This window comes from Spirosoma horti, from assembly GCF_054776595.1.
Genome location: NZ_BAAHBQ010000001.1, coordinates 181,520 through 201,237, shown reverse-complemented (window position 1 = coordinate 201,237; position 19,718 = coordinate 181,520). Strand labels below are relative to the sequence as shown.

Sequence of the window (19,718 nt, the reverse complement as noted above, 5' to 3'; positions counted from 1 at the left end):
CTGACTTATGTTCGCAGAAATATTTATAAATCGGCCCGTCACCGCCATTGTCGCGTCTATCGTGATCGTTGTGATGGGCATACTGGCCCTGTTAAGCTTACCCGTCAGCCAGTACCCGGACATTACACCCCCAGTGGTGCAGGTGACCGGTACCTACACCGGAGCCGACGCCCAAACGGTGGAACAAACCGTTGCCACGCCGATTGAAACCCAGGTGAACGGTACGCCCGGTATGGACTATGTGCAGACCAATGCCACCAACGATGGCCGGATGACGATGAACGTTACCTTTAAAGTGGGCACCGATGTAAACATTGCCGCTCTCGACGTTCAGAACCGTGTTGGTATCGCCCAGCCGCAGTTGCCCCAGGAAGTTACCCGCCTTGGGGTCGTGGTTCGTAAACGGAATCCATCGCTGTTTATGCTGGTGGCCATGTACTCACCAAAAGGAACCCACAACGTGTCGTTCCTGGACAACTACACCAACATTTACATTCGGGATGCGCTGTTGCGGGTGCCGGGTGTGGGCGATATTTTCAGCCGGGCTGACGATTTCAGTATGCGGATCTGGCTCAAACCAGATCGCCTGGCGCAGTTGGGCCTGACACCCGATGATGTGGTCGCTGCATTACAGGAACAAAACCTGCAGGTAGCAGGCGGCTCGGTGGGGGCATCTCCACAGCCAGCGTCCCAGGCTTTTGAATATTCCGTTTTTACCAATAGCCGACTCAGCAAAGAAGATGACTTTCGTAAGATCATCGTCCGCAGCGATCCTGCCAAAGGCTCCCTGGTTTATCTGTCAGACGTAGCCCGGGTACAACTGGGCAAGTTCTCCTATGCCAGTAACTCGTTCGTTGATGGCAAACGCGCTTCGTATCTGCTCGTGTATCAGTTGCCGGGCAGTAACGCGCTTGAAACGGCAAAAGGCGTTTATCAGGCCATGGACAACCTGAAAAAGACCTTCCCCAAAGACGTTGAATACGTAGTTCCATTCGAATCGGTTTCGGTTATTCAGGTGTCCATTGGTGAGGTAGTCGAAACGCTTCTCGAAGCTTTAGTGCTGGTAATTCTGGTCGTTTTCCTGTTTCTTCAGAGCTGGCGGGCTACCTTGATTACCCTGCTGGCCATTCCGGTGTCTATCGTCGGTACATTCGCTCTGTTTGTGCCGCTTGGGTTTACAATCAACACATTAACTCTTTTTGCGTTCGTACTGGCCATCGGTATTGTGGTCGATGATGCCATTGTGGTGGTGGAGGCTGTTCAGGTGAACCTCGATAAAGGCATGACGCCGAAAGAGGCAACCCGAGAAGCCATGCGTGAGATTTCGGCGCCGGTAATTGCCATTGCTCTGATTCTGGCGGCTGTGTTCGTGCCGGTTGGTTTCATTCCGGGTATCGTTGGGCGGCTTTATCAGCAGTTTGCCATTACCATCGCCGTGTCTGTATTGATTTCGGCATTCGTCGCGCTATCCCTTACACCGGCTTTATGTACGCTACTCCTTCGTCCGATGCACATCGACGAGAAAGCTACGGGGCTGAACAAGTTTTTCTACAAATTCAACCAGTGGTTCGAACGGGTCACCAACGCCTATTCGAACGGCGTACAGCGACTGATCAAAGCAACTCCGCTGGTCATCGTTGGCCTCATCGTGGTGTATATCGGAACCGGATTATTATTCCGGGCAAAACCAACCGGGTTTATTCCGACGGAAGATGAAGGTCGTCTGATCGTTACGTACGAGATTCCCGAAGCCGCTTCGACAACCCGTAGCCTTGAAGTACTCAACAAAGTGATGAGTATTTTGAAACAGCAACCGTATGTGGCTCACTTCGCGGCCCTGGGGGGGCTGAACGCCATTACCTTCGCGTCTAAGTCGAACAGTGGTACGGTGTTCATGCAGCTGAAACCCTGGGAAGAACGGAAAGAACGGAATATGCAGGCCGACTCGCTGGTGGTGAAGCTACAGAAGGCATTGGCCGGTTTGAACGATGCTCGACCACAAGTGTTGCAGCCACCCGCTATTCCGGGGTTAGGTCAATCGTCCGGTTTTACCTTCGAGATCCAGCAGCGCGAATCCAACGACGATGTGCGGGCGTTTGACAACGTGGTGCAGAACTTCCTGGTTGAGGCCAATAAACGCCCCGAAATTTCGCGTGCCTTTACTTATTTCACCGCCAAATCGCCGGCCTATCGGGTGGATGTTGACCGGGATAAATGTAAGAAACTGGGCATCTCGGTTAGCTCCGTGTACACCACCATGCAGACGCTGCTGGGTAGCCAATATGTGAACGACTTTATCATTTACGGACGTAAGTTCCGCGTTGTAGCCCAGGCCGATACCATGTACCGGGCCGACATCAAGGCGCTCAATCAGTATTACGTTCGCAACGGAGCGGGCCAGCTGGTACCCATCAGTACGGTTATCAAAACCAGCGTCATTGAAAATGCTCCGCTGATTTCACACTTTAACCTGTTCCGTTCGGTCGAGCTGAACGGGGGCGCCAAACCAGGATATAGTACCAGCCAGGCCAACGATGCTCTGCGCGAAGTGGCAGCTAAGGTACTACCCGCCGGGTATGCCTATGATTTCGGCGGACTGAGCCGGGAAGAGATCAATGCGGGCAGCAGTTCCATTTATATTTTTATGCTGTCGATTGGCTTCGTATTCCTGTTCCTGGCGGCCCTGTATGAAAGCTGGTCTGTACCGTTTTCGGTACTGCTATCCGTACCGATCGGCGCTTTGGGAGCCATTACGGCGCTGATTATATTCCCGTATCTGACCAATAACGTCTATGCGCAGATTGGGTTGATTACCCTGATTGGTCTGGCAGCAAAAAATGCCATCCTGATTGTGGAGTTTGCCAAAGAGCGCGTCGACCGAGGGGAGGATTTACTGGAGTCGACCATTGAAGCGGTTCGCCTGCGCTTGCGCCCCATTCTGATGACATCGCTGGCATTCATTTTAGGGGTGTTCCCATTGGCGTTGGCTACAGGAGCGGGTGGCGTTGCCCGGGCAACCATTGGTCGGACGGTATTGGGCGGTATGCTGGCTGCTACTTCACTGGCTATTTTCGTCGTCCCCGTTTTGTATGTCGCTATCTCGAAGCTCGCTTATGGCAAAAAAGGACTTGAGAAATTAAAGGCGAATGCGAAGAAGGATGAACAGCCGCAGGATCCAGCCAGACCAGTTGTTCAGGCTGTGCCTGCCAACGGCCGGAATCACGAGTAACGTTGGTTGTACACCCCAATCCAACTGTCCAGAAACGTACGGATATTGTCCGTTTCTGGACGAAATAGCATCATCTAATTGTTCTGAAAAAGGCCACTTCTCAACGGAGTGGCCTTTTTTGTAGTTTGGCAAGGCATTTGACATACAGAAATAGAGGAAATAAGATGAAGACTATAATCCAACGGATAACCCCATGCGTCGGAGTGATTTAGGCGAATTTGAAGAGGTCGTTTTGCTGGCGGTGGCGGCACTTTCGCCTACGGCCTATTCGGTGGTCATTGCGGAAGAGCTGGAGCGCGAAACGGGCAACTCGGTCAGTACGGGAGCGGTTCATGCGGCCCTTCAGCGGCTGGAACAGAAAGGCTATCTGACCTCGCTGTTGGGTGACGCAACCGCTGAGCGGGGTGGGCGACGGAAACGCCTGTTCACCGTTACGCCCCTGGGCGGACGTGTTCTGAGTGAAGTACGCGCCGTTCGGAATCGGCTGTGGGATCGCATTATCCCGCAAACCATACTTAAATGGAGCTAGCCTTTCACCGGTATGGACCCTAACCAACAAACTACGCCACCCCCCGTGTGGCTTGACAAATTGCTCCGCAACCTGGTGGCGCCCCATCTGCGGGAGGAGGTAATGGGCGACCTGCACGAGCGTTATGCCTTGCGGGTCAGGCGGCTGGGCGAGCACAAAGCACGTGGGACCTACTGGCGCGAGGTGCTGGCGTATGTGAGGCCATCCATTATCAAACGAAAACCATCAACGTATTCAACCCCAAGACAGACAGCTATGCTACGGAATTACCTGAAAATCGCCTGGCGCAACCTACTTAAGCAAAAGGGCTATTCGTTTATCAACATTGCGGGTTTATCGGTTGGGATGGCGGTTGCCATGCTCATTGGCCTGTGGATACAGCATGAATATTCGTATGACAAATTTCTTCCGGACTATCAGCAGCTTTATCAGGTACGGCGAAATTTTAACAGTAATGGCGACACGCTCACCTTTACATCGACATCGTTGAAGTTAGCCAATGCCCTGCGTGACCAGATACCAGAGATTGAACACCTCGCCGAAAGCGATTTTATGGGATCGCATGGTCTCAAGGTCGGTGACAAAAAGCTATTCATGAGCGGTGTCCAGATTGGAGGTAACTTTCTGCAAATGTTTCAGTATCCGCTGGTCGAAGGAAAAGCTGGTACGGCTTTGGCAGATCCCTATTCGATTGTACTGACCGAATCGACAGCCAAAGCGCTTTTTGGAAGTGAGAGTGCAATGGGTAAAATCGTGCGATTCGATAATCAGAACGACTTAAAAGTAACAGGTATTCTGAAAGACCTACCCACCAACTCGTCGCTGCAGTTCAACTACCTCGTTCCGTTCAGTTATTACGAAGCAACGGTAAACGACGTGCGAATGGCCCGCAGCGGAAGCTTTGGCGATAACTCATATCAGCTCTTCGTCAAGCTCAAACCCGGCGTGTCCTACGCGCAGGTAGCCCCTAAAATCGCGCTGATTGAACACACGGAGAAGAATAACCTGAATGCCATGAATTCGGTGGTTATCCTGCAAGCGCTGCAAAATTGGCATCTGTACTCAACGTATACGAACGGGAAAGAAACGGGTGGATTCATTGAATACGTACGGATGTTTAGCCTCATTGGCGTTCTGGTCGTTCTGATTGCCTGCATCAATTTTATCAATCTGACCACCGCCCGTTCGGCCAAGCGAGCCAAAGAAGTGGGCATCCGGAAATCGGTTGGGTCGCAACGGCAGCAACTCATCAGCCAATTTCTGACCGAATCATTCCTGCTTACTGTAGTGGCCTTTCTGTTCTCCCTGCTCTTTGTACAGATCCTGCTCCCCGCCTTCAACGCACTGATCGAGTATCGACTTGCAATTCCTTACACAAGTGCCGGGTTCTGGATGGCGATGCTAAGCGGCCTCCTGATCACGGCCTTGCTGGCCGGTAGTTTACCCGCCTTTTATCTGTCCTCTTTCCAGCCCGTGAAGGTTCTGAAAGGCACGATGCAGGTTGGGCGAGCTGCTTCCTGGCCTCGTAAAGCGTTAGTTGTTGCGCAGTTTAGTTGCTCCATTGCCTTGATCCTGAGTGCCACTGTCGTTTTCAAACAAGTTCAACACGCCAAGAGCAGGCCGATGGGGTATAATGTTAACCGGCTGCTAATGACCAATATGAACAGTGAGTTAGGCCAGAGTTTCACCGTTCTCAAAGACGAGTTGATCAAAAGCGGGGTTGCTGAAAATGTGTCGCAGTCATCGAGCCCGGCTACGGAAATCTGGTGGCATTCCGATCTGGACAAATGGCCTGGCAAAAAGGCGGGCGAAACGGTAGAAATGGGCATCATACGGGTGGCCAACGACTACTTTAAAACGGTTGGGATGACCTTAGCGCAGGGGCGGGATTTCAACAGTGAAAACGACACAACCAGCGTTATCCTCAACGAAGCGGCCATCAGGCGGTTTCAATTGCTAACTCCCGTTGATCAGGTCATCACCTGGCAGGGTAGACAGTTGAGAATCGTCGGTGTCGTGAAAGACGCCCTCATGGAATCGCCCTTTGCCAAAGCCGACCCAACAATGTTCGTCTATACGCCTGGTCCCCTCAATGTTCTTTTATACCGGATTTCGCCCCGGCTGGCAACTCAGGATGCCCTCACGCAGATGACGACTCTGTTCAATAAATACAACCCGTCCTATGCCTACAGTTATAAATTTGCCGATCTGAGCTATGCAGCTAAGTTTAAACTGGAATCACTGATTGGTAAACTGGCAGGCCTCTTCGCGGGTCTGGCCATTTTTATCTCCTGTCTGGGTTTGTTTGGTCTGGCGTCGTTTATGGCCGAACGACGCACGAAGGAGATCGGGGTTCGCAAAGTGCTGGGCGCTTCGATACTTAATGTCTGGGGGCTGCTGTCCAAAGAATTTGTTTATCTGGTTGGTATTGCCTTTGTTCTGGCCACACCGATAGCCTACTACCTGCTTTCGAACTGGTTGCAGAAATACGAATACCGTACGGAGCTGTCGTGGTGGATCTTTGCCCTGACGGGCTTGGGCGCGCTGGTCGTTACGTTGCTTACGGTCAGTTTTCAAAGCATCAAAGCCGCCTTATTAGACCCGGTGAAGAGTTTGCGGATTGAGTAAGCTATCGACCCTATGAACCACGATCCGTCGCCCCATAACCACAGCGGCCCACCTGAATGGCTCGACAAACTGCTCAGCAACCTACTGGCTCCGCACTGTCGGGAGGAAGTGCTGGGCGACCTGCACGAGCGTTACGCCCTGCGGGTCAGGCGGTTGGGCGAGCGAAAAGCGCGTGGTACCTACTGGCGCGAAGTGCTGGCGTATGTAAGGCCTTCAACCATTCGACGTAAAACAGCCGATTCGGCATACCGGAAATATCCTCAACCAGCTATTACAGCCATGCTACGGAATTATTTGACAATTGCCTTCCGAACCCTGAGTCGGAATAAATTATACACCACACTCAATGTGGCTGGTTTGACCTTCGGTATTACTTGCTTTCTGCTGATCGGTCTCTATCTATTTGACGAACTTACCTTCGATCAGCAACACCGCAAGACAAACCGGATCTATCGGGCTATTCAGCATAAAAAAACGCCGACGGACGAGCTGACCATCGCAGCATCGAGCTACAAAGTGGCCGAAGAGTCGAAGAAACGGATTGGCGAAATTGAAAACTCAGCCCGGATTATCCGATTGGGAAGAGCCAATCTTTCAAACCCGCAAAACAAAAACACGTTTCAGGAGACAATCGCTCTTGGCTCGCCGACCTTGTTAAACATATTCGATTTTGACGTTATCGACGGCGATGGCAAATCGGCCTTAAACGAACCAAATTCCATTATAATCGTGGAAGAATTAGCCCAGCGGCTGTTCAATACGACCCAGGTTGTGGGTAAAACCGTTGATTTTGAATTCGGATTGGGTAAACCATTGACAATCAAGGCGGTCCTGAAAAATCACCCCCGCAATTCGAGTTTCGATTTCAACCTGATCGTTTCGGAAGCCACCATTAGTAGTGACGACGAATTTGCCGATTGGATATCCGACTGGGATTCTCAGAATTTCACGACGTTTTTTCTCCTGAAAGAAAACGCCGATCCCGACGTTGCGGCTACGAAAATTACCAACTTGCTGAATGCCAATGCCAGACTGGAGCCGGGTACCTCGATCAGCTATACGCTGCAGCCCCTGGCGGACGTTCACTTGTATTCCGAGAATATTGTCGATGGGGCCCGAAATGGAAACGTTGAGGCCATGAGCCAGGGAGTTCTGCTGTACATCAACATCTTTGCGGTTGTCGCGCTGTTTGTCTTGCTCATTGCCTGCATCAATTACATGAACCTGGCCACGGCCCGGGCCTCCAACCGGTCGAAAGAAATTGGCGTTCGCAAAGCCAGCGGGGCGTTTCAGAGTCATCTTATCTATCAGTTTTTGACCGAATCATTTGTCGTAACGATTATTTCTTTCTGTTTGGCCCTGGTGCTGGTCAATGTACTGCTTCCGGCGTTCAATGAATTTACCCATAAAGAACTTTCGCTTGGTATTTATAGCGACTATAGAATTTGGCTATTTATTCTGCTGGCTCTGGTTGCGACGGGTTTATTGTCAGGTAGTTATCCGGCTTTTCTGTTGTCCAGATTCAGCCCTCTACTGTTGCTGAAGAATCTGAAAATTCAAAATAAAGGTGATTTTTCGTTGCGGAAAGGATTGGTCGTTTTTCAGTTTACGATTTCGATCGTTATGATGATCGCCACCATCGTGCTTTTCCAGCAAGTCCGGTTTGCGAATACGAAGAATCTAGGATTCAATAAAGAATTATTGCTGGTCGTCGACATCAACAGCGGTAAAGTGCGAAGTGGGGCCGAAACGATCAAAGCCGAGTTTGGCCGGATTGCAACCGTCAAAGGGGTGTCGGTTACCTCGCGGGTTCCGGGTGAATGGAAGATCATTCCGACCGTCAAAATAAGGCCCGAGGGAAATAGCGATGAACACAAAGTCGCTTACCTGATTGGCGCTGATGAGAACTTCACCAGAACCTTTGAGGTGCAGTTGATGAATGGCCGGAATTTTGGGGGTGTGAGCGATTCGACGTCCGTGATCCTCAACGAAACAGCCGCCAAGTTACTCGGCATCACCGAAGCCTCATCACAACGGGTTGACATACCTTCCCGAGCGATGGGCGGCAGTTATAGACCCCTTAACGAGGCCAATCAGCCTTTTCGCGCCAGGGTTATCGGCATTGTGAAGGATTTCCATTTTCAATCGCTGCGCGAAAAAATTGCCCCCATGGTGCTGGCTTATCAGAAAAATCAGGTGCATGCCATTGATTACTTCACGGTGCGGATCGAGGGCAAGGATATTCCGGCCACGTTGGCTGAAATGAGGGACGTGTTAGCAAAAATAGACCCTACGCATCTGCTGGAGTATCATTTTCTGGACGAGCAGCTGGCTCGTTTCTACGCCGAAGATCAACGCCGTCAAACCCTGCTGATTTGGGTTGCCCTGGCCACCATCTTCATCGCCTGTCTGGGACTTTTCGGCTTGGCCACCTATGCCGCCGAGCAACGTGTTAAGGAAGTTGGTGTACGCAAAGTGCTGGGAGCAAGCGTAATGAACCTCACCGCCTTATTGTCGAAAGATTTCCTGCGACTGGTCCTGATGGCCAACGGCATCGCCTTTCCGCTGGCCTGGTGGGCAATCAATCAATGGTTGCAGGAGTTTGCGTATCACATCGACGTGGAATGGTGGGTATTTGCAGTTTCCGGGGTTGCGGCCCTCGCCATCGCTCTGGCAACCGTTAGCTACCAGGCGATAAAAGCAGCTTTGATGAATCCGGTGAAAAGCTTACGAAGTGAGTAAAACGGGGGCGAAGACGTGCCGTTCCTGCGAGATGTCAGAGTGAGCGTGAACGAACGTCGGGTTATGACGTACTTTTACATTTCCTTTACATTGTTTTACAGGCATTTAACAAGCGAATTTTTATTGGCTGATAGCTTTGCTTCCTCACTAAACACAAAAGCAAACGCCATGAAACACGTAATGAAAAAAAGCCTGATTGCCGCTTTTTGCAGTCTTTGCACGATGAGTTTCGCTCAGCAGCAGCCGTTTTCGAATTGTTCGGCCGCTTTTATCGGCAGTAGAATGATCGCCAATTTTCTCCAGCCAACGGGTCAGTGCTGCCTGTCGCCTACGGCAAAAGGGGAGTTGACGGTAAAGACGGTCGCATTGACGTCAACAGAAAGCAAACCCCTGAACAGGGTTCCCTTCACGGTGGCCATCCGCGACAAAGCGACGAATACGCTGCATATGTACTCCCGCAGGCCCGTGTGTCAGGTTCCCGTGCAACGGGTGTTAGCCAATTGCAAAAAAGGCGATAATATTGTGCTGCTGACAATAGATAAGCGCTATGCACTGCCTCAAAATGAAATTCTTGTGAAGTGAATAGTCGACTAACCGAGTCAGTATCAGATAAATGATTGGGCCAGGCAGGTAATAAAGCGAAAATCAAGTACCTTTCTTCCACTGGGTCATTTCTAAAAAAAGGTCATCGTGTATGCGGGTATATTCAGGCTTATCAACGGTTTTCAGGCTGATGATTATCAGCGGGTTTCTCCTGTTGATAAGCCTGTTATTTGTCCAGTTTGTGGAATCTGCACCTGTAACCAGTAAGGCTTATACACCCGAAAACGTCAACCTGGCCCTCCGACGAACGGTCCACCTCCTGTTTCGTGCGGCTGGCGATTCAACGTCCCGGATTCCGGCCGTAGAGCAACGTGATCCGCACATGTTTCGTATCCAGTTGAACCACGCCTTCGACTATGACAGGCTTCCTGCTCTCCTTCAGGCATCCTTCCAGATCCATAAGGTTAGGGCGGAGTACACTGTTGCCGTCCTGGATTGCGCTAAGGGAGAATTACAACTAGGATACTCCGTCAGGGATGTATTGGAGAACGAGCGCGTACCTTGCAAAGGCCGATCCATCGCGGCCGGGTGCTATACATTACAAGTCACCTTCGACGCTATTGCCGAACCAGCCAAACCGTTCCCCTTCTGGCCAGCGCTCTCCATTGGCGGGCTGATCGTGAGTTTACTCATCGTGGGCTGGCGCCGAAACGAGCGAATGAGTGAACCAAACCAACAAACTCCCGTGAAAACGGCTTCCACATCCTTACTCCAGTTTGGTCGTTCCAGCCTCGATGTGAACAACCAAATGCTCACTACAGAAACCAGTCAGCACAACTTGACCTACCGCGAAACCAAGCTGTTGCGCCTGCTGGTGAGCCATCCCAATCAGGTTCTGGAGCGTGATTTGATTTTGAAACTGGTTTGGGAAGATGAGGGCATTATCGTTGGCCGAAGCCTGGACGTGTTTATTTCTCGTTTACGTAAGCTTTTACAACCTGATTCCACCATTAAAATTGCGGCTGTGCACGGCGTTGGTTACCGGCTGGAAGTACAGGAAACAAGCAAACGTTGACAACCCTTCTGAAAAATCAACGGATGACGGTTAGTCCGGTTTGATCCGGAATCATGGCCTGAATACCCCAGCCGCCAAACGTCTCTGAAATAGCAATCCAGACATCGTTTGGCCCTTTTTTCAAATCAAGGTAAACTGCATCAAAGTAGCCCATCGTGCCCAGGAACCGGTAGTCGCGGGAGCCAAATTCATCATGACCCGCATACACCAAACGCCCATTCACATACACTTTAGCGCGGTCGCTGAATCCCAGTTGCAACTTCCTGATCTGCGGCTTATCCGAAACGATCATCAGCTTTGCAAAGACCGTATTGCCGTCTGCGCTGAGTTTACTGATGGTGGCTAAGTTGAGTTTACCCGAACGCTCGGCGGTTACTTTCTGCCAGGTCAGGCGATTAGCTACTGTTTGCGGGATAGAATAATCGGTTTGCAGATGCTTTTCGTCGAATGGGCTGGACACCTGCCAGGTCAGAATTGTGCCCGGTTGAGGGTCCGGCTCTGGTTTAAAGGTGCCCGCCAGCGGTGTCGTATCCGATTTGGTGTATCGGAAATTGGCAAAGCGTGTCATGAACGGCGAGTCATTGTTCAGGCTAACCTGGCCGGGTTTTATGGGTCGTTTAAGGTGGTGAATGACCAGGGCGGGCTTCGTTGGATTCCCGATGTATACTTCAGCCTGCGTGTTCTGCACCAATAGTTTAACGTGAATCCACGCATTCAGAGGATAAACGACGGCTGTCGAATAGCCGTCGCCGTAGTAGAGTTGCCAGGCTTCCTGCCCATTAAAAACAGGCATGTATTGAATCGCATCCGGGTTGCCCAGTTGATGTGGCCGTAGATAAACCTGCTCAAAATTGGCTTTATCGTGAATCCTGAAACCAAAACCAGGGAAATAGCGCTCTTTCGTAAGTGTCATATCGAATTCGATACTGCCGTTTGTAAAGGTGCTGTCTCTGAGGTAAATGGTGCCCTCGGTCAGGGAAATCCCGGTTTTGCCCTGAAACGTTTCCGGAGTCACCTTTCCGGCGAAAATCCAGGCGGAAGAATCAAAAGGAACCACAGTCTGGCCGAAGGCGTACACGCTTGTGAGCAGCAGAAAGGCAATCAATCGGGCGTTCATGGTGAAATTGAATGGAAATGGGGTAGACGAGCTCATCGCATTGATTTGGTAGTTGAGAGAACGGCCCGAGTCACACTGAAATTAGCGAAATAACCTTCAGGGGTGTTTCCGAGCCAAATGCCAACCGAACCTTTGGAACTTCCCCGAGCCAGGTTTTTGACCTCATAAACCTGTTTCCCATCTACAAAAACAGTAGCCATACAACCGGCAACGGTTATGCTGACATGAAACCACTGTTGGGTTTTGCAGATGGGAGAGCCCTGGAAGACAGCCGCCTGATAGTCTGGCCAATTAATGAGCCCGTTGTTGACGGGCATGTATTGCATGGCACCCGATTTGCCCGACATGAACGGCCTGAAATAAAAACACTCGTAGCGTGATTTGTTGGCCACTTTATTCAGCCGAAATAGAACACCTAAAAAAGAAACGGTTGAGGCTGGCAATGGCGTGGTAATATCCAGGTCGATACGCCCGTCGGTAAACGTGTGCTTGGTCAGGTAAGCGATGGTCGCTCCTAATGCATTCTCATTACCACGAATAAGTTTCAGGCAGGATTTTCCCAGATAAGTGGTGTTGACGTGTTTTCCTTCGAACGTCCATTGCGCCGGAGAAAAGTCGCCGAACGTCTCAACGACAGGTTGAGCCGCTGCTTTGTAGGATGTCAGTCCAAGGAGTGATATCAGGAGTAAGGTCTTCATGTTACTAGGGTTTATTTAAGAAAAGGAGAAATGGATTCCCAGACAGCGGGGAAGTTGCAGTAGAGGACCACATGCCCACATCCAGGAATAATGGAAAGGGTACCATGTGGCAGTAAACGAGCTGTTTCGAGTGCTTTTTCCGTCTTGAAATACGGGTCTTTATCGCCCACCATGAGCAGGGCCGGGCATTTTATCCGACGAATGGCCTCGTCAGAAATAAAGCTGGGCTGATTCCACATCGTGTCAAGTTTGTCCAGAAATTCAGTCCACCGATTCGGATCCGGCATCAGCAGCTTTCTGGTTTTTACAAAATCGGGCGCCAGTGTGTCCAGCCGTTCGGCGGTCATTTTGCCTTCTTCCTCAACAGGCAAAACACGATCCGTAGGACGCCTTGGTGCGCCAATGGCGATAAACTTTCGAACCCGTTCCGGGTGCGTAGCCGCGAGGGTGTAGCCCGTAATGCCGCCGTCGCTGAAGCCAATGACAAGGACACTATCCGTCGTTAAACTCCTGATAACCTGGTAGGCATCATCGGCTAGCTGCTGGTAGGAATAGGGTTTTGTCCCGATCTCCGATTTTCCGTGCCCCCGCGTTCCGATGGCTATAACCTGGTAGGTCTGAGCCAGTTTAGGAATCAGAAATTCGTACTCGTCGATGTAGCCAAACAAACCACCATGAAGCAGGACAACCGGTTTTCCCTTTCCGTAAAGCTCATAGTAGATTTTAGCATCACCAACGTTGTTGTAATGACCGGTCTTTGGATTGTTGCCATACGGGATGCTAGTCTGTGCCAGAACGAGATTGGCCGTCGCCGTGAACCAGACCAACTGAATGAACAAGCGTTTAATCATCGTAGGTTTCTGTACATTTGGTTGAAAAGTCGTGAACGGCAGCAAACATGCAGCGCCTGCCGAAAAAGAGCTATTCAGCGCCGTTCAACTTCTGTTCAAGTTTATTCAATAGGATAAGTAGCTGACCGACAGGTAAATGATTTCGCAACAGGAAGATAAAGAACTCGCCCGCTGCCGTCAGTTGATTGAGGAAAAAACGGGCTGGGGGAGTAGCGATAGCTGGTCGACGCAGGATTTTGACCGGTTGAGTGAGCTGATTGCCGAGCAGACAAATGTCTCATTAAGCGTGACCACCCTGAAGCGGGTATGGGGGCGGGTTCGTTATGATTCGGCACCCACGGCCACCACCCTCAACACGCTGGTTCAATTTATAGGCTATGAAAACTGGCCGACCTTTAAACAAGCCATTCAAGAAGCGGAGCCAAAGAACAAGCCCGTTCCACAATCCATAATGGGGAAGGATAAGTTGGCGGAAGCTCCTAAATCAGCGCAACCGATGCGGTCATTCGGTTATAAGCGCTGGTGGATTGGGGGCGGATTGCTGGTTGGAGTGATCGGGACTCTGGCGTTTTTCATGAATTATTCGTCGCGGGAGCCGCTCGCACCGGCTGATTTCTCATTTAGTAGCCAACCCCTTACAAAGGGCTTGCCCAACTCGGTCGTCTTTCACTACGATGCGACCGCGTCGCCCACCGATTCCGTGTTCATTCAACAATCCTGGGACCCCAGCCGACGTGAGCTGGTCCCTAAAAACGGGCACCAGTATACATCTATTTATTATCATCCGGGCTATTACAGGGCCAAATTGGTGGTAGGAAAACAGATCATGAAGGAACACAACCTGTTGATCCCGTCGGATGGCTGGCATATCGCTGTTATCCATGAACCTGTTCCGGTCTATTTTAAGCCCAGGGAGGTCATTCACGACGGTGTACTTAGCCTGACGACAACGGCCATCGAGAAGGTTAATATTCCCATGCAGCCTCGCCCGCCAACGGTTCAGTACCGTTATGTACAGGAATTTGACCGGTTAAGGGGCGATAATTTTGACTTTGATACCCGTCTGAAGAACGACTTTAAACAGGGTTCCTCGGCTTGTCAATATGTACGGGTCTCTATTCTCTGTAAAAACGAATATTTTTCATTTACCCTTTCGGCAAAAGGGTGCGTGGCGAATCTGGATCTTTACCTGGCCGGGCATGAAGCGCAGGCCAGGAATACGGACTTGACAGCATTTGGCGCTGATCTGTCGAAATGGGTCAATCTGCGCTGTGCTGTTCGCAACAAACGGGTGCAACTTTTTGTCGATGGTAAAAAAGCTTACGAAGCTGTCGCCCCCCATGCCGTTAAGGATATTGTGGGCGTCAGTTATGAGTTTGAAGGTACGGGCTCCGTCGACTATGTCCGCTTTAAACGACCTAATGGAACAATTGCTTTTGAAGACAGTTTTGACAGTCATCGCCTGCCCTGACGCATAATCCACTACGCTCACCACTACAAAATGAAAGCCATTCTCTGCAAAGCCTTCGGGCTGCCCGATACACTGACCCTTGAGGAGGTTCCTTCACCGGTTCCGGGTCCGGGCGAGGTGTTGACGCAGGTGAAAGCCTGTAGTTTGAACTTCCCGGATACGCTCACTATCCGAAACATGTATCAGTTTAAACCGCCGTTGCCCTTTTCGCCGGGGAGCGAATCGTCGGGAATTGTGATCGCCGTTGGCGAGGGCGTCACGCACATCAAACCCGGCGACCGGGTCTTTACGTTTGGGTCGCACGGCGGACTGGCCGAAGAACGAATTTCGGATGCGCGCGCGACCATTCGCCTGCCAGATGGCATGGACTTTATAACCGGGGCATCGACGATGTATGCGTATGGAACGTCTTATCATGCTCTGAAAGATCGGGGTCAGCTCAATGACAGCGGTGGCAGTGAACCGGAGACCCTGCTGGTACTTGGAGCTGCCGGTGGGGTAGGGCTGGCCGCTGTTGAGTTGGGGAAACTGATGGGCGCCACCGTCATCGCAGCCGCATCGACCAACGAAAAGCTGGCAATCTGCCGGGAGAAGGGCGCCACGCATCTGATCAATTACACAACCGCAGACATACGTGAACAACTTAAAGAAATCACAAACGGCAAGGGTGTCGATGTGGTTTTTGACCCCGTGGGTGATCAATGGGCAGAACTCGCCATTCGGTCGATGGCTTGGCGGGGACGGTATCTGGTCGTGGGATTTGCCGGTGGCGAGATACCAAAGATTCCCCTCAATCTGGCCTTGCTTAAAGGCAGCTCCATTGTGGGCGTGTTCTGGGGAGCGTTCACGCAGAAAGAAGCCGACCTTAGCCGGAAGAACATGCAACAGATTGCTACCTGGGCCATGGAGGGTAAGATTTCGCCCTATATCTCCAGACACTATTCATTAGCCGACGCCCCACAGGCGCTCACCGATATGATGGAACGGCGGGTGGTAGGCAAGGCGGTTGTGGTGTTATAGAGAAGGACAGGCGTTATATGGGGAGGGTGATGAGGAAATTTACGAGTCTGGCAAAGGTGGAGATACGCGCAAACACGTGGATCGTGTGTGGGTTATTCCTGCTGTTGCCGCTTATTGGCAACGGGCAGGGCTTTGGGTTCCTCGGCATTCCTCTGGATACGTTATTGAAAACCAGAACGCCCCGTGTTGACCGGGCCTACATAACGACCTACTATCGGCAGTTGCACCTGTACGCGGTCAGTGATCGCCAGGAGTATAGTATGCAGGTTTTGGGAAAAGCCTACTCACTGAACTATAAACCGAATTTGCCCTGGTCGCTGGGGCACGGCGTCAACTATAAATGGATTGGCACCGAACTAACCATTAAGCTGCCCTTTTTTGGCTATACCCCCGAACGGCGAGGGAAAACAAAGCCGTTCGGCGTTACGATCAATGTAAACAACCGTCGATTCTGGTTTTCCACGCAGTATCAGTTTTATCGGGGCTTTTACCTCAGTAACCCCGATGTTCTGAAAGCCGACTGGTTCGAGCATTCGTCGGCTTATCCCTACCGGAATGATATTCGCAGTCAGACCGTAACGAGTCGGTTGCTGTACCAATTCAATCCGTTACGGCTTTCAATTCCGGCTACCTTGCTTCAGCGCGAAGAGCAGCGCAAGGGAGCACGGACCTGGAATATTGGCGGATCGTTCGCCTACCAATACATTCGGGCCGATTCGTCCCTGGTTCCCTCCGCATTAGCCGCTGATTTTCGTCCTGAATCCCGTTTGTTAAGCCTGCAATCGGTGTCGCTTGGGGTCGATGTGGGGTATACGCAGACGGTTATTTTTCACAAGCGATACTTTGTCAGTTTCACGGCACGACCAGGTTTAACCGTTCTATTACAGCAGACGAAGACGGAGTCGAACGAGTCAGAAAACCACCTACAGGCTGGCTGGCAGGGAATCGCATCGGTAACGTTAGGCTACAGCTCGGCCAGCTATTATGGCGGCATTTATGCATCAACCACAAAAGTCAATCGCACCTTTTCCAAGGGTTTGATCAATACGGATACGGACTATATCAAACTGGTTTTTGGCAAGCGGATTCGCTACCGGCCCAAAGGGATCATAAAGCAAGTGCCTGGTTTGTAGTGTTTTAGGAGAGGTCGCCAGCCGACCTCTCCTAAAACACTCATTTCTTCGTCGGTTTGGCGCTCATGTAAAAGGTCAGCGTGCCACCTTTGAGAATGTCTGAATGGGTGATGACCGGTTGAGTCAACTGCTTACCGTTCAGCAGGACTTTCTGCACATACACATTCTTGTCGCTCTGGTTAATGGCTTCGATGGTAAACGTCTTGCCGTTTTCGAGGGCGAGCCGGGCATGTTTAACCGAGGGACTTCCTAGTGAATAGTCTTCCGAACCAGGAGCGACCGGGTAAAAGCCCATGGAGGAGAACATGTACCAGGCGCTCATCTGACCGCAGTCGTCGTTGCCACCTAATCCGTCGGGAGTGGGTTTGTACTGCATATTGAGAATCATGCGCACGCGTTCTTGTGTCTTCCAGGGCTGGTCAGTCCAGTTGTAGAGGTAAGCGATGTGGTGCGCCGGTTCATTGCCGTGAATGTAGCCGCCAATGATTCCTTCACGGGTAATGTCTTCGGTTTCGGCAAAAAACTCGTCGGGTAAGTGCATCGAAAAAAGCGTGTCGAGCCGGGCGGCAAACGTCTTGGGGCCGCCCATGTACTGAATCAACCCCGCCGGATTCTGAGGGACGAAAAAGCTGAAATTCCAGGAGTTACCTTCGATGAAGCCTTGCCCGTCTGTTTTATAAACGTCGAATTCTTTCTTGAACGAGCCATCAGCCAATCGGGGTCGCATAAAACCAATTGATTTATCGAAAACATTCTGCCAGTTCTGAGACCGTTTCAAGTAGGTTTCATAGATGTCGGACCGATTCAGCTTCTTGGCCAGTTGGGCAATACACCAGTCGTCGTAGGCGTATTCCAGCGTGTTCGACACCGACGTGCCGTTGCTGGCCGCAGGAACATACCCCTTGTCGATGTACTCGCCAATTCCCTCATAAGGGCGGTGGTTGGACGTGGCGATGCAGGCCTCCAGTGCTTTCTGGGCATCGCCTTTGAATACACCTTTGATCACCGCATCGGCCAGCACCGACACACTATGGTAACCGCTCATGCACCAGTTCTCATTGGCGTAGTGCGACCAGACGGGCAGCATCTTTAGCGTACTCTGGTCGTAGTGATTCAGCATGGATTGCACCATGTCGTTGTTACGGCCGGGCTGAATGAGGTTGAAAAATGGGTGAAGCGCCCGGTAGGTATCCCACAGCGAGAAGGTCGTGTAATTCGTAAAGCCAGTAGCGGAATGAATACCCTGGTCCAGTCCTTTATACTGACCATTGACGTCCATATAGGTCGTTGGGTTAACAAAGGAATGATACAGCGCCGTATAAAAATTTACTTTGTTGGGTTCGGATGCGTCGATCTGGATCTTATTTAACTCCCGGTTCCAGTCGGCCTGTGCCTTGGTTTTGGTTTGGTCAAAATTCCAGTGAGGGACTTCGGCCTGCATGTTGGCCAGCGCATTTTCCTGGCTAACCGGCGACAGGGCCATTTTTAGTTTCACTTTTTCGCCCGCTTCGGTATCGAAATCAAAATACATTCGGATACGTTTACCCGCTATTTCCGGGAAATTTTTGGTTTGGTCGAATTTTCGCCAGAATCCTCTGTAAACCTGCGCTTTATCCAGATTCTTTTGCCCGTAGGCTTTAAACGGCTTGGAAAATGACAGGGCAAAATACACCGTTCGGGTGCGGGCCCAGCCATTGGTTTGCCGGAACCCCGTGATCAGTGTATCGTTGACGACCCGAACAAAGGTCCAGACAACCTTATCGTCGTAGTTATAAATACCATGCGCCAAATCCAGGATGATGTGCGACTGGTCCGATTTTGGGAAGGTATATTGGTGAAAGCCCACTCGGTCAGACGCCGTCATTTCGGCCAGGATACCCTCGTCATCGAGTTTGACTTTGTAATACCCCGCTTCGGCCACTTCATTGGCGTGCGAAAACGCTGACCGGTAACCCGTTTTCGGATTCGATGCTATACCCGGATTGAGCTGTAACGTCCCCTGCGTCGGCATAATCAGGAAATCACCTAAATCGGAATGGCCCGTTCCGCTAAAATGGGTATGGCTAAACCCAACAATTGTTTTGTCTTCGTATTTATAGCCCGCGCAGTAGTTGTAGACCTTGCCATTGTACTTGCCGTTGAGCTCGTAAGACAGCGTATCGGTATCGGGGCTCAACTGAACGGACCCGAACGGAACGGTAGCCCCCGGATAGGTATGCCCCATTTTTTCGGTGCCGATTAACGGGTGTACATAAGGAACAAGGTTTTGTTGGGCGTAGGAGAGGAGAAAGAGGAACTGAAAAAGAACTGTAAAAAATAGTTTCATCATTTTTGATTGGGTTGCTTCAGCGGATTAAGATAAAGGGTAAAAAGGTACGAAAAGCTTTCCGAAGCGCCTGCCTGTGGGGCTATTTTCTTCCGTGTATTGTCAGTAGGGATTGCCGTTATCTGGTCTCTATCCAGTATTTGTGCTGGAAGCTATACCGATAAGCATCTACGAAACGAGTACTTGCTTAGGCGAGGCTTTGAGAAACCTCGCGTGTGGGTTGCTTATAACCAACAGTACAGCGATGGTGTGGCAGAATAGCCCATTACCAGCAAATGTACTTGTGCGAAACCGCAAAAAGCGGTGCGAAATCGCACAGATTATTTCCTGTATAAATCTACATATTTCTGAAAATC

At 51.0% G+C, this 19,718-nt stretch carries 13 protein-coding genes; 9 read left to right on the top strand and 4 right to left on the bottom strand.

All coding sequences use genetic code 11. The annotated features are described in order from the left end of the window. Positions 1-7: 7 nt before the first annotated feature. The 6 genes from ACYVAM_RS00955 (at position 8) to ACYVAM_RS00930 (ending at position 10,746) form a co-directional block, all read left to right on the top strand. Positions 8-3,229 (top strand): efflux RND transporter permease subunit, encoded by a 3,222-nt coding sequence (locus ACYVAM_RS00955; protein ID WP_461063006.1) that lies wholly within the window; start codon positions 8-10, stop codon positions 3,227-3,229. A gap of 193 nt (positions 3,230-3,422) precedes the next feature. Next, a complete protein-coding gene (locus ACYVAM_RS00950; protein WP_461063004.1) occupies positions 3,423-3,758 on the top strand; it encodes a PadR family transcriptional regulator in 336 nt (111 codons plus the stop codon). A 12-nt stretch (positions 3,759-3,770) separates the two neighbouring features. After that, positions 3,771-6,386 carry an ABC transporter permease gene (locus ACYVAM_RS00945; RefSeq protein WP_461063002.1) on the top strand — a complete coding sequence of 872 codons (2,616 nt, stop codon included), beginning with the start codon at positions 3,771-3,773 and terminating at the stop codon, positions 6,384-6,386. 12 nt (positions 6,387-6,398) lie between these two features. Beyond that, on the top strand, positions 6,399-9,128 hold the full coding sequence (locus ACYVAM_RS00940; protein WP_461063000.1) for an ABC transporter permease: 2,730 nt from the start codon (positions 6,399-6,401) through the stop codon (positions 9,126-9,128). A 168-nt stretch (positions 9,129-9,296) separates the two neighbouring features. Continuing rightward, the gene (locus ACYVAM_RS00935; protein ID WP_461062998.1) at positions 9,297-9,710 is read left to right on the top strand and encodes a hypothetical protein; all 414 of its coding nucleotides are present in this window, start codon (positions 9,297-9,299) and stop codon (positions 9,708-9,710) included. A 112-nt stretch (positions 9,711-9,822) separates the two neighbouring features. Beyond that, complete coding sequence (locus ACYVAM_RS00930; RefSeq protein ID WP_461062996.1) at positions 9,823-10,746, top strand: winged helix-turn-helix domain-containing protein; 924 nt, start codon at positions 9,823-9,825, stop codon at positions 10,744-10,746. A 16-nt stretch (positions 10,747-10,762) separates the two neighbouring features. On the opposite strand, the gene ACYVAM_RS00925 is transcribed toward ACYVAM_RS00930, so the two are convergent. From ACYVAM_RS00925 to ACYVAM_RS00915, 3 genes are read right to left on the bottom strand one after another with little or no spacing between them, the layout of a single operon-like run. Next, positions 10,763-11,899 (bottom strand): hypothetical protein, encoded by a 1,137-nt coding sequence (locus ACYVAM_RS00925; protein ID WP_461062994.1) that lies wholly within the window; start codon positions 11,897-11,899, stop codon positions 10,763-10,765. Further along, positions 11,896-12,561 carry a hypothetical protein gene (locus ACYVAM_RS00920; protein ID WP_461062992.1) on the bottom strand — a complete coding sequence of 222 codons (666 nt, stop codon included), beginning with the start codon at positions 12,559-12,561 and terminating at the stop codon, positions 11,896-11,898. The genes ACYVAM_RS00925 and ACYVAM_RS00920 overlap by 4 nt, the downstream gene beginning before the upstream one ends. An 11-nt stretch (positions 12,562-12,572) precedes the next feature. After that, positions 12,573-13,412, bottom strand: coding sequence for an alpha/beta fold hydrolase (locus ACYVAM_RS00915; protein WP_461062990.1), 840 nt, complete (start codon positions 13,410-13,412; stop codon positions 12,573-12,575). A 136-nt stretch (positions 13,413-13,548) separates the two neighbouring features. On the opposite strand from ACYVAM_RS00915, the gene ACYVAM_RS00910 reads away from it, so the two are divergent. The 3 genes from ACYVAM_RS00910 to ACYVAM_RS00900 are packed head-to-tail and all read left to right on the top strand — an operon-like array spanning position 13,549 to position 17,036. After that, the gene (locus ACYVAM_RS00910; protein WP_461062988.1) at positions 13,549-14,883 is read left to right on the top strand and encodes a hypothetical protein; all 1,335 of its coding nucleotides are present in this window, start codon (positions 13,549-13,551) and stop codon (positions 14,881-14,883) included. 30 nt (positions 14,884-14,913) lie between these two features. Continuing rightward, positions 14,914-15,903, top strand: coding sequence for an NADPH:quinone oxidoreductase family protein (locus tag ACYVAM_RS00905; protein WP_461062986.1), 990 nt, complete (start codon positions 14,914-14,916; stop codon positions 15,901-15,903). Between the two features lie 29 nt (positions 15,904-15,932). Further along, positions 15,933-17,036 carry a DUF4421 family protein gene (locus tag ACYVAM_RS00900; RefSeq protein ID WP_461062984.1) on the top strand — a complete coding sequence of 368 codons (1,104 nt, stop codon included), beginning with the start codon at positions 15,933-15,935 and terminating at the stop codon, positions 17,034-17,036. Between the two features lie 40 nt (positions 17,037-17,076). On the opposite strand, the gene ACYVAM_RS00895 is transcribed toward ACYVAM_RS00900, so the two are convergent. Further along, positions 17,077-19,362, bottom strand: a complete 2,286-nt coding sequence (locus ACYVAM_RS00895; RefSeq protein WP_461064194.1) for a GH92 family glycosyl hydrolase — start codon at positions 19,360-19,362, stop codon at positions 17,077-17,079. Between the last annotated feature and the right edge of the window lie 356 nt (positions 19,363-19,718).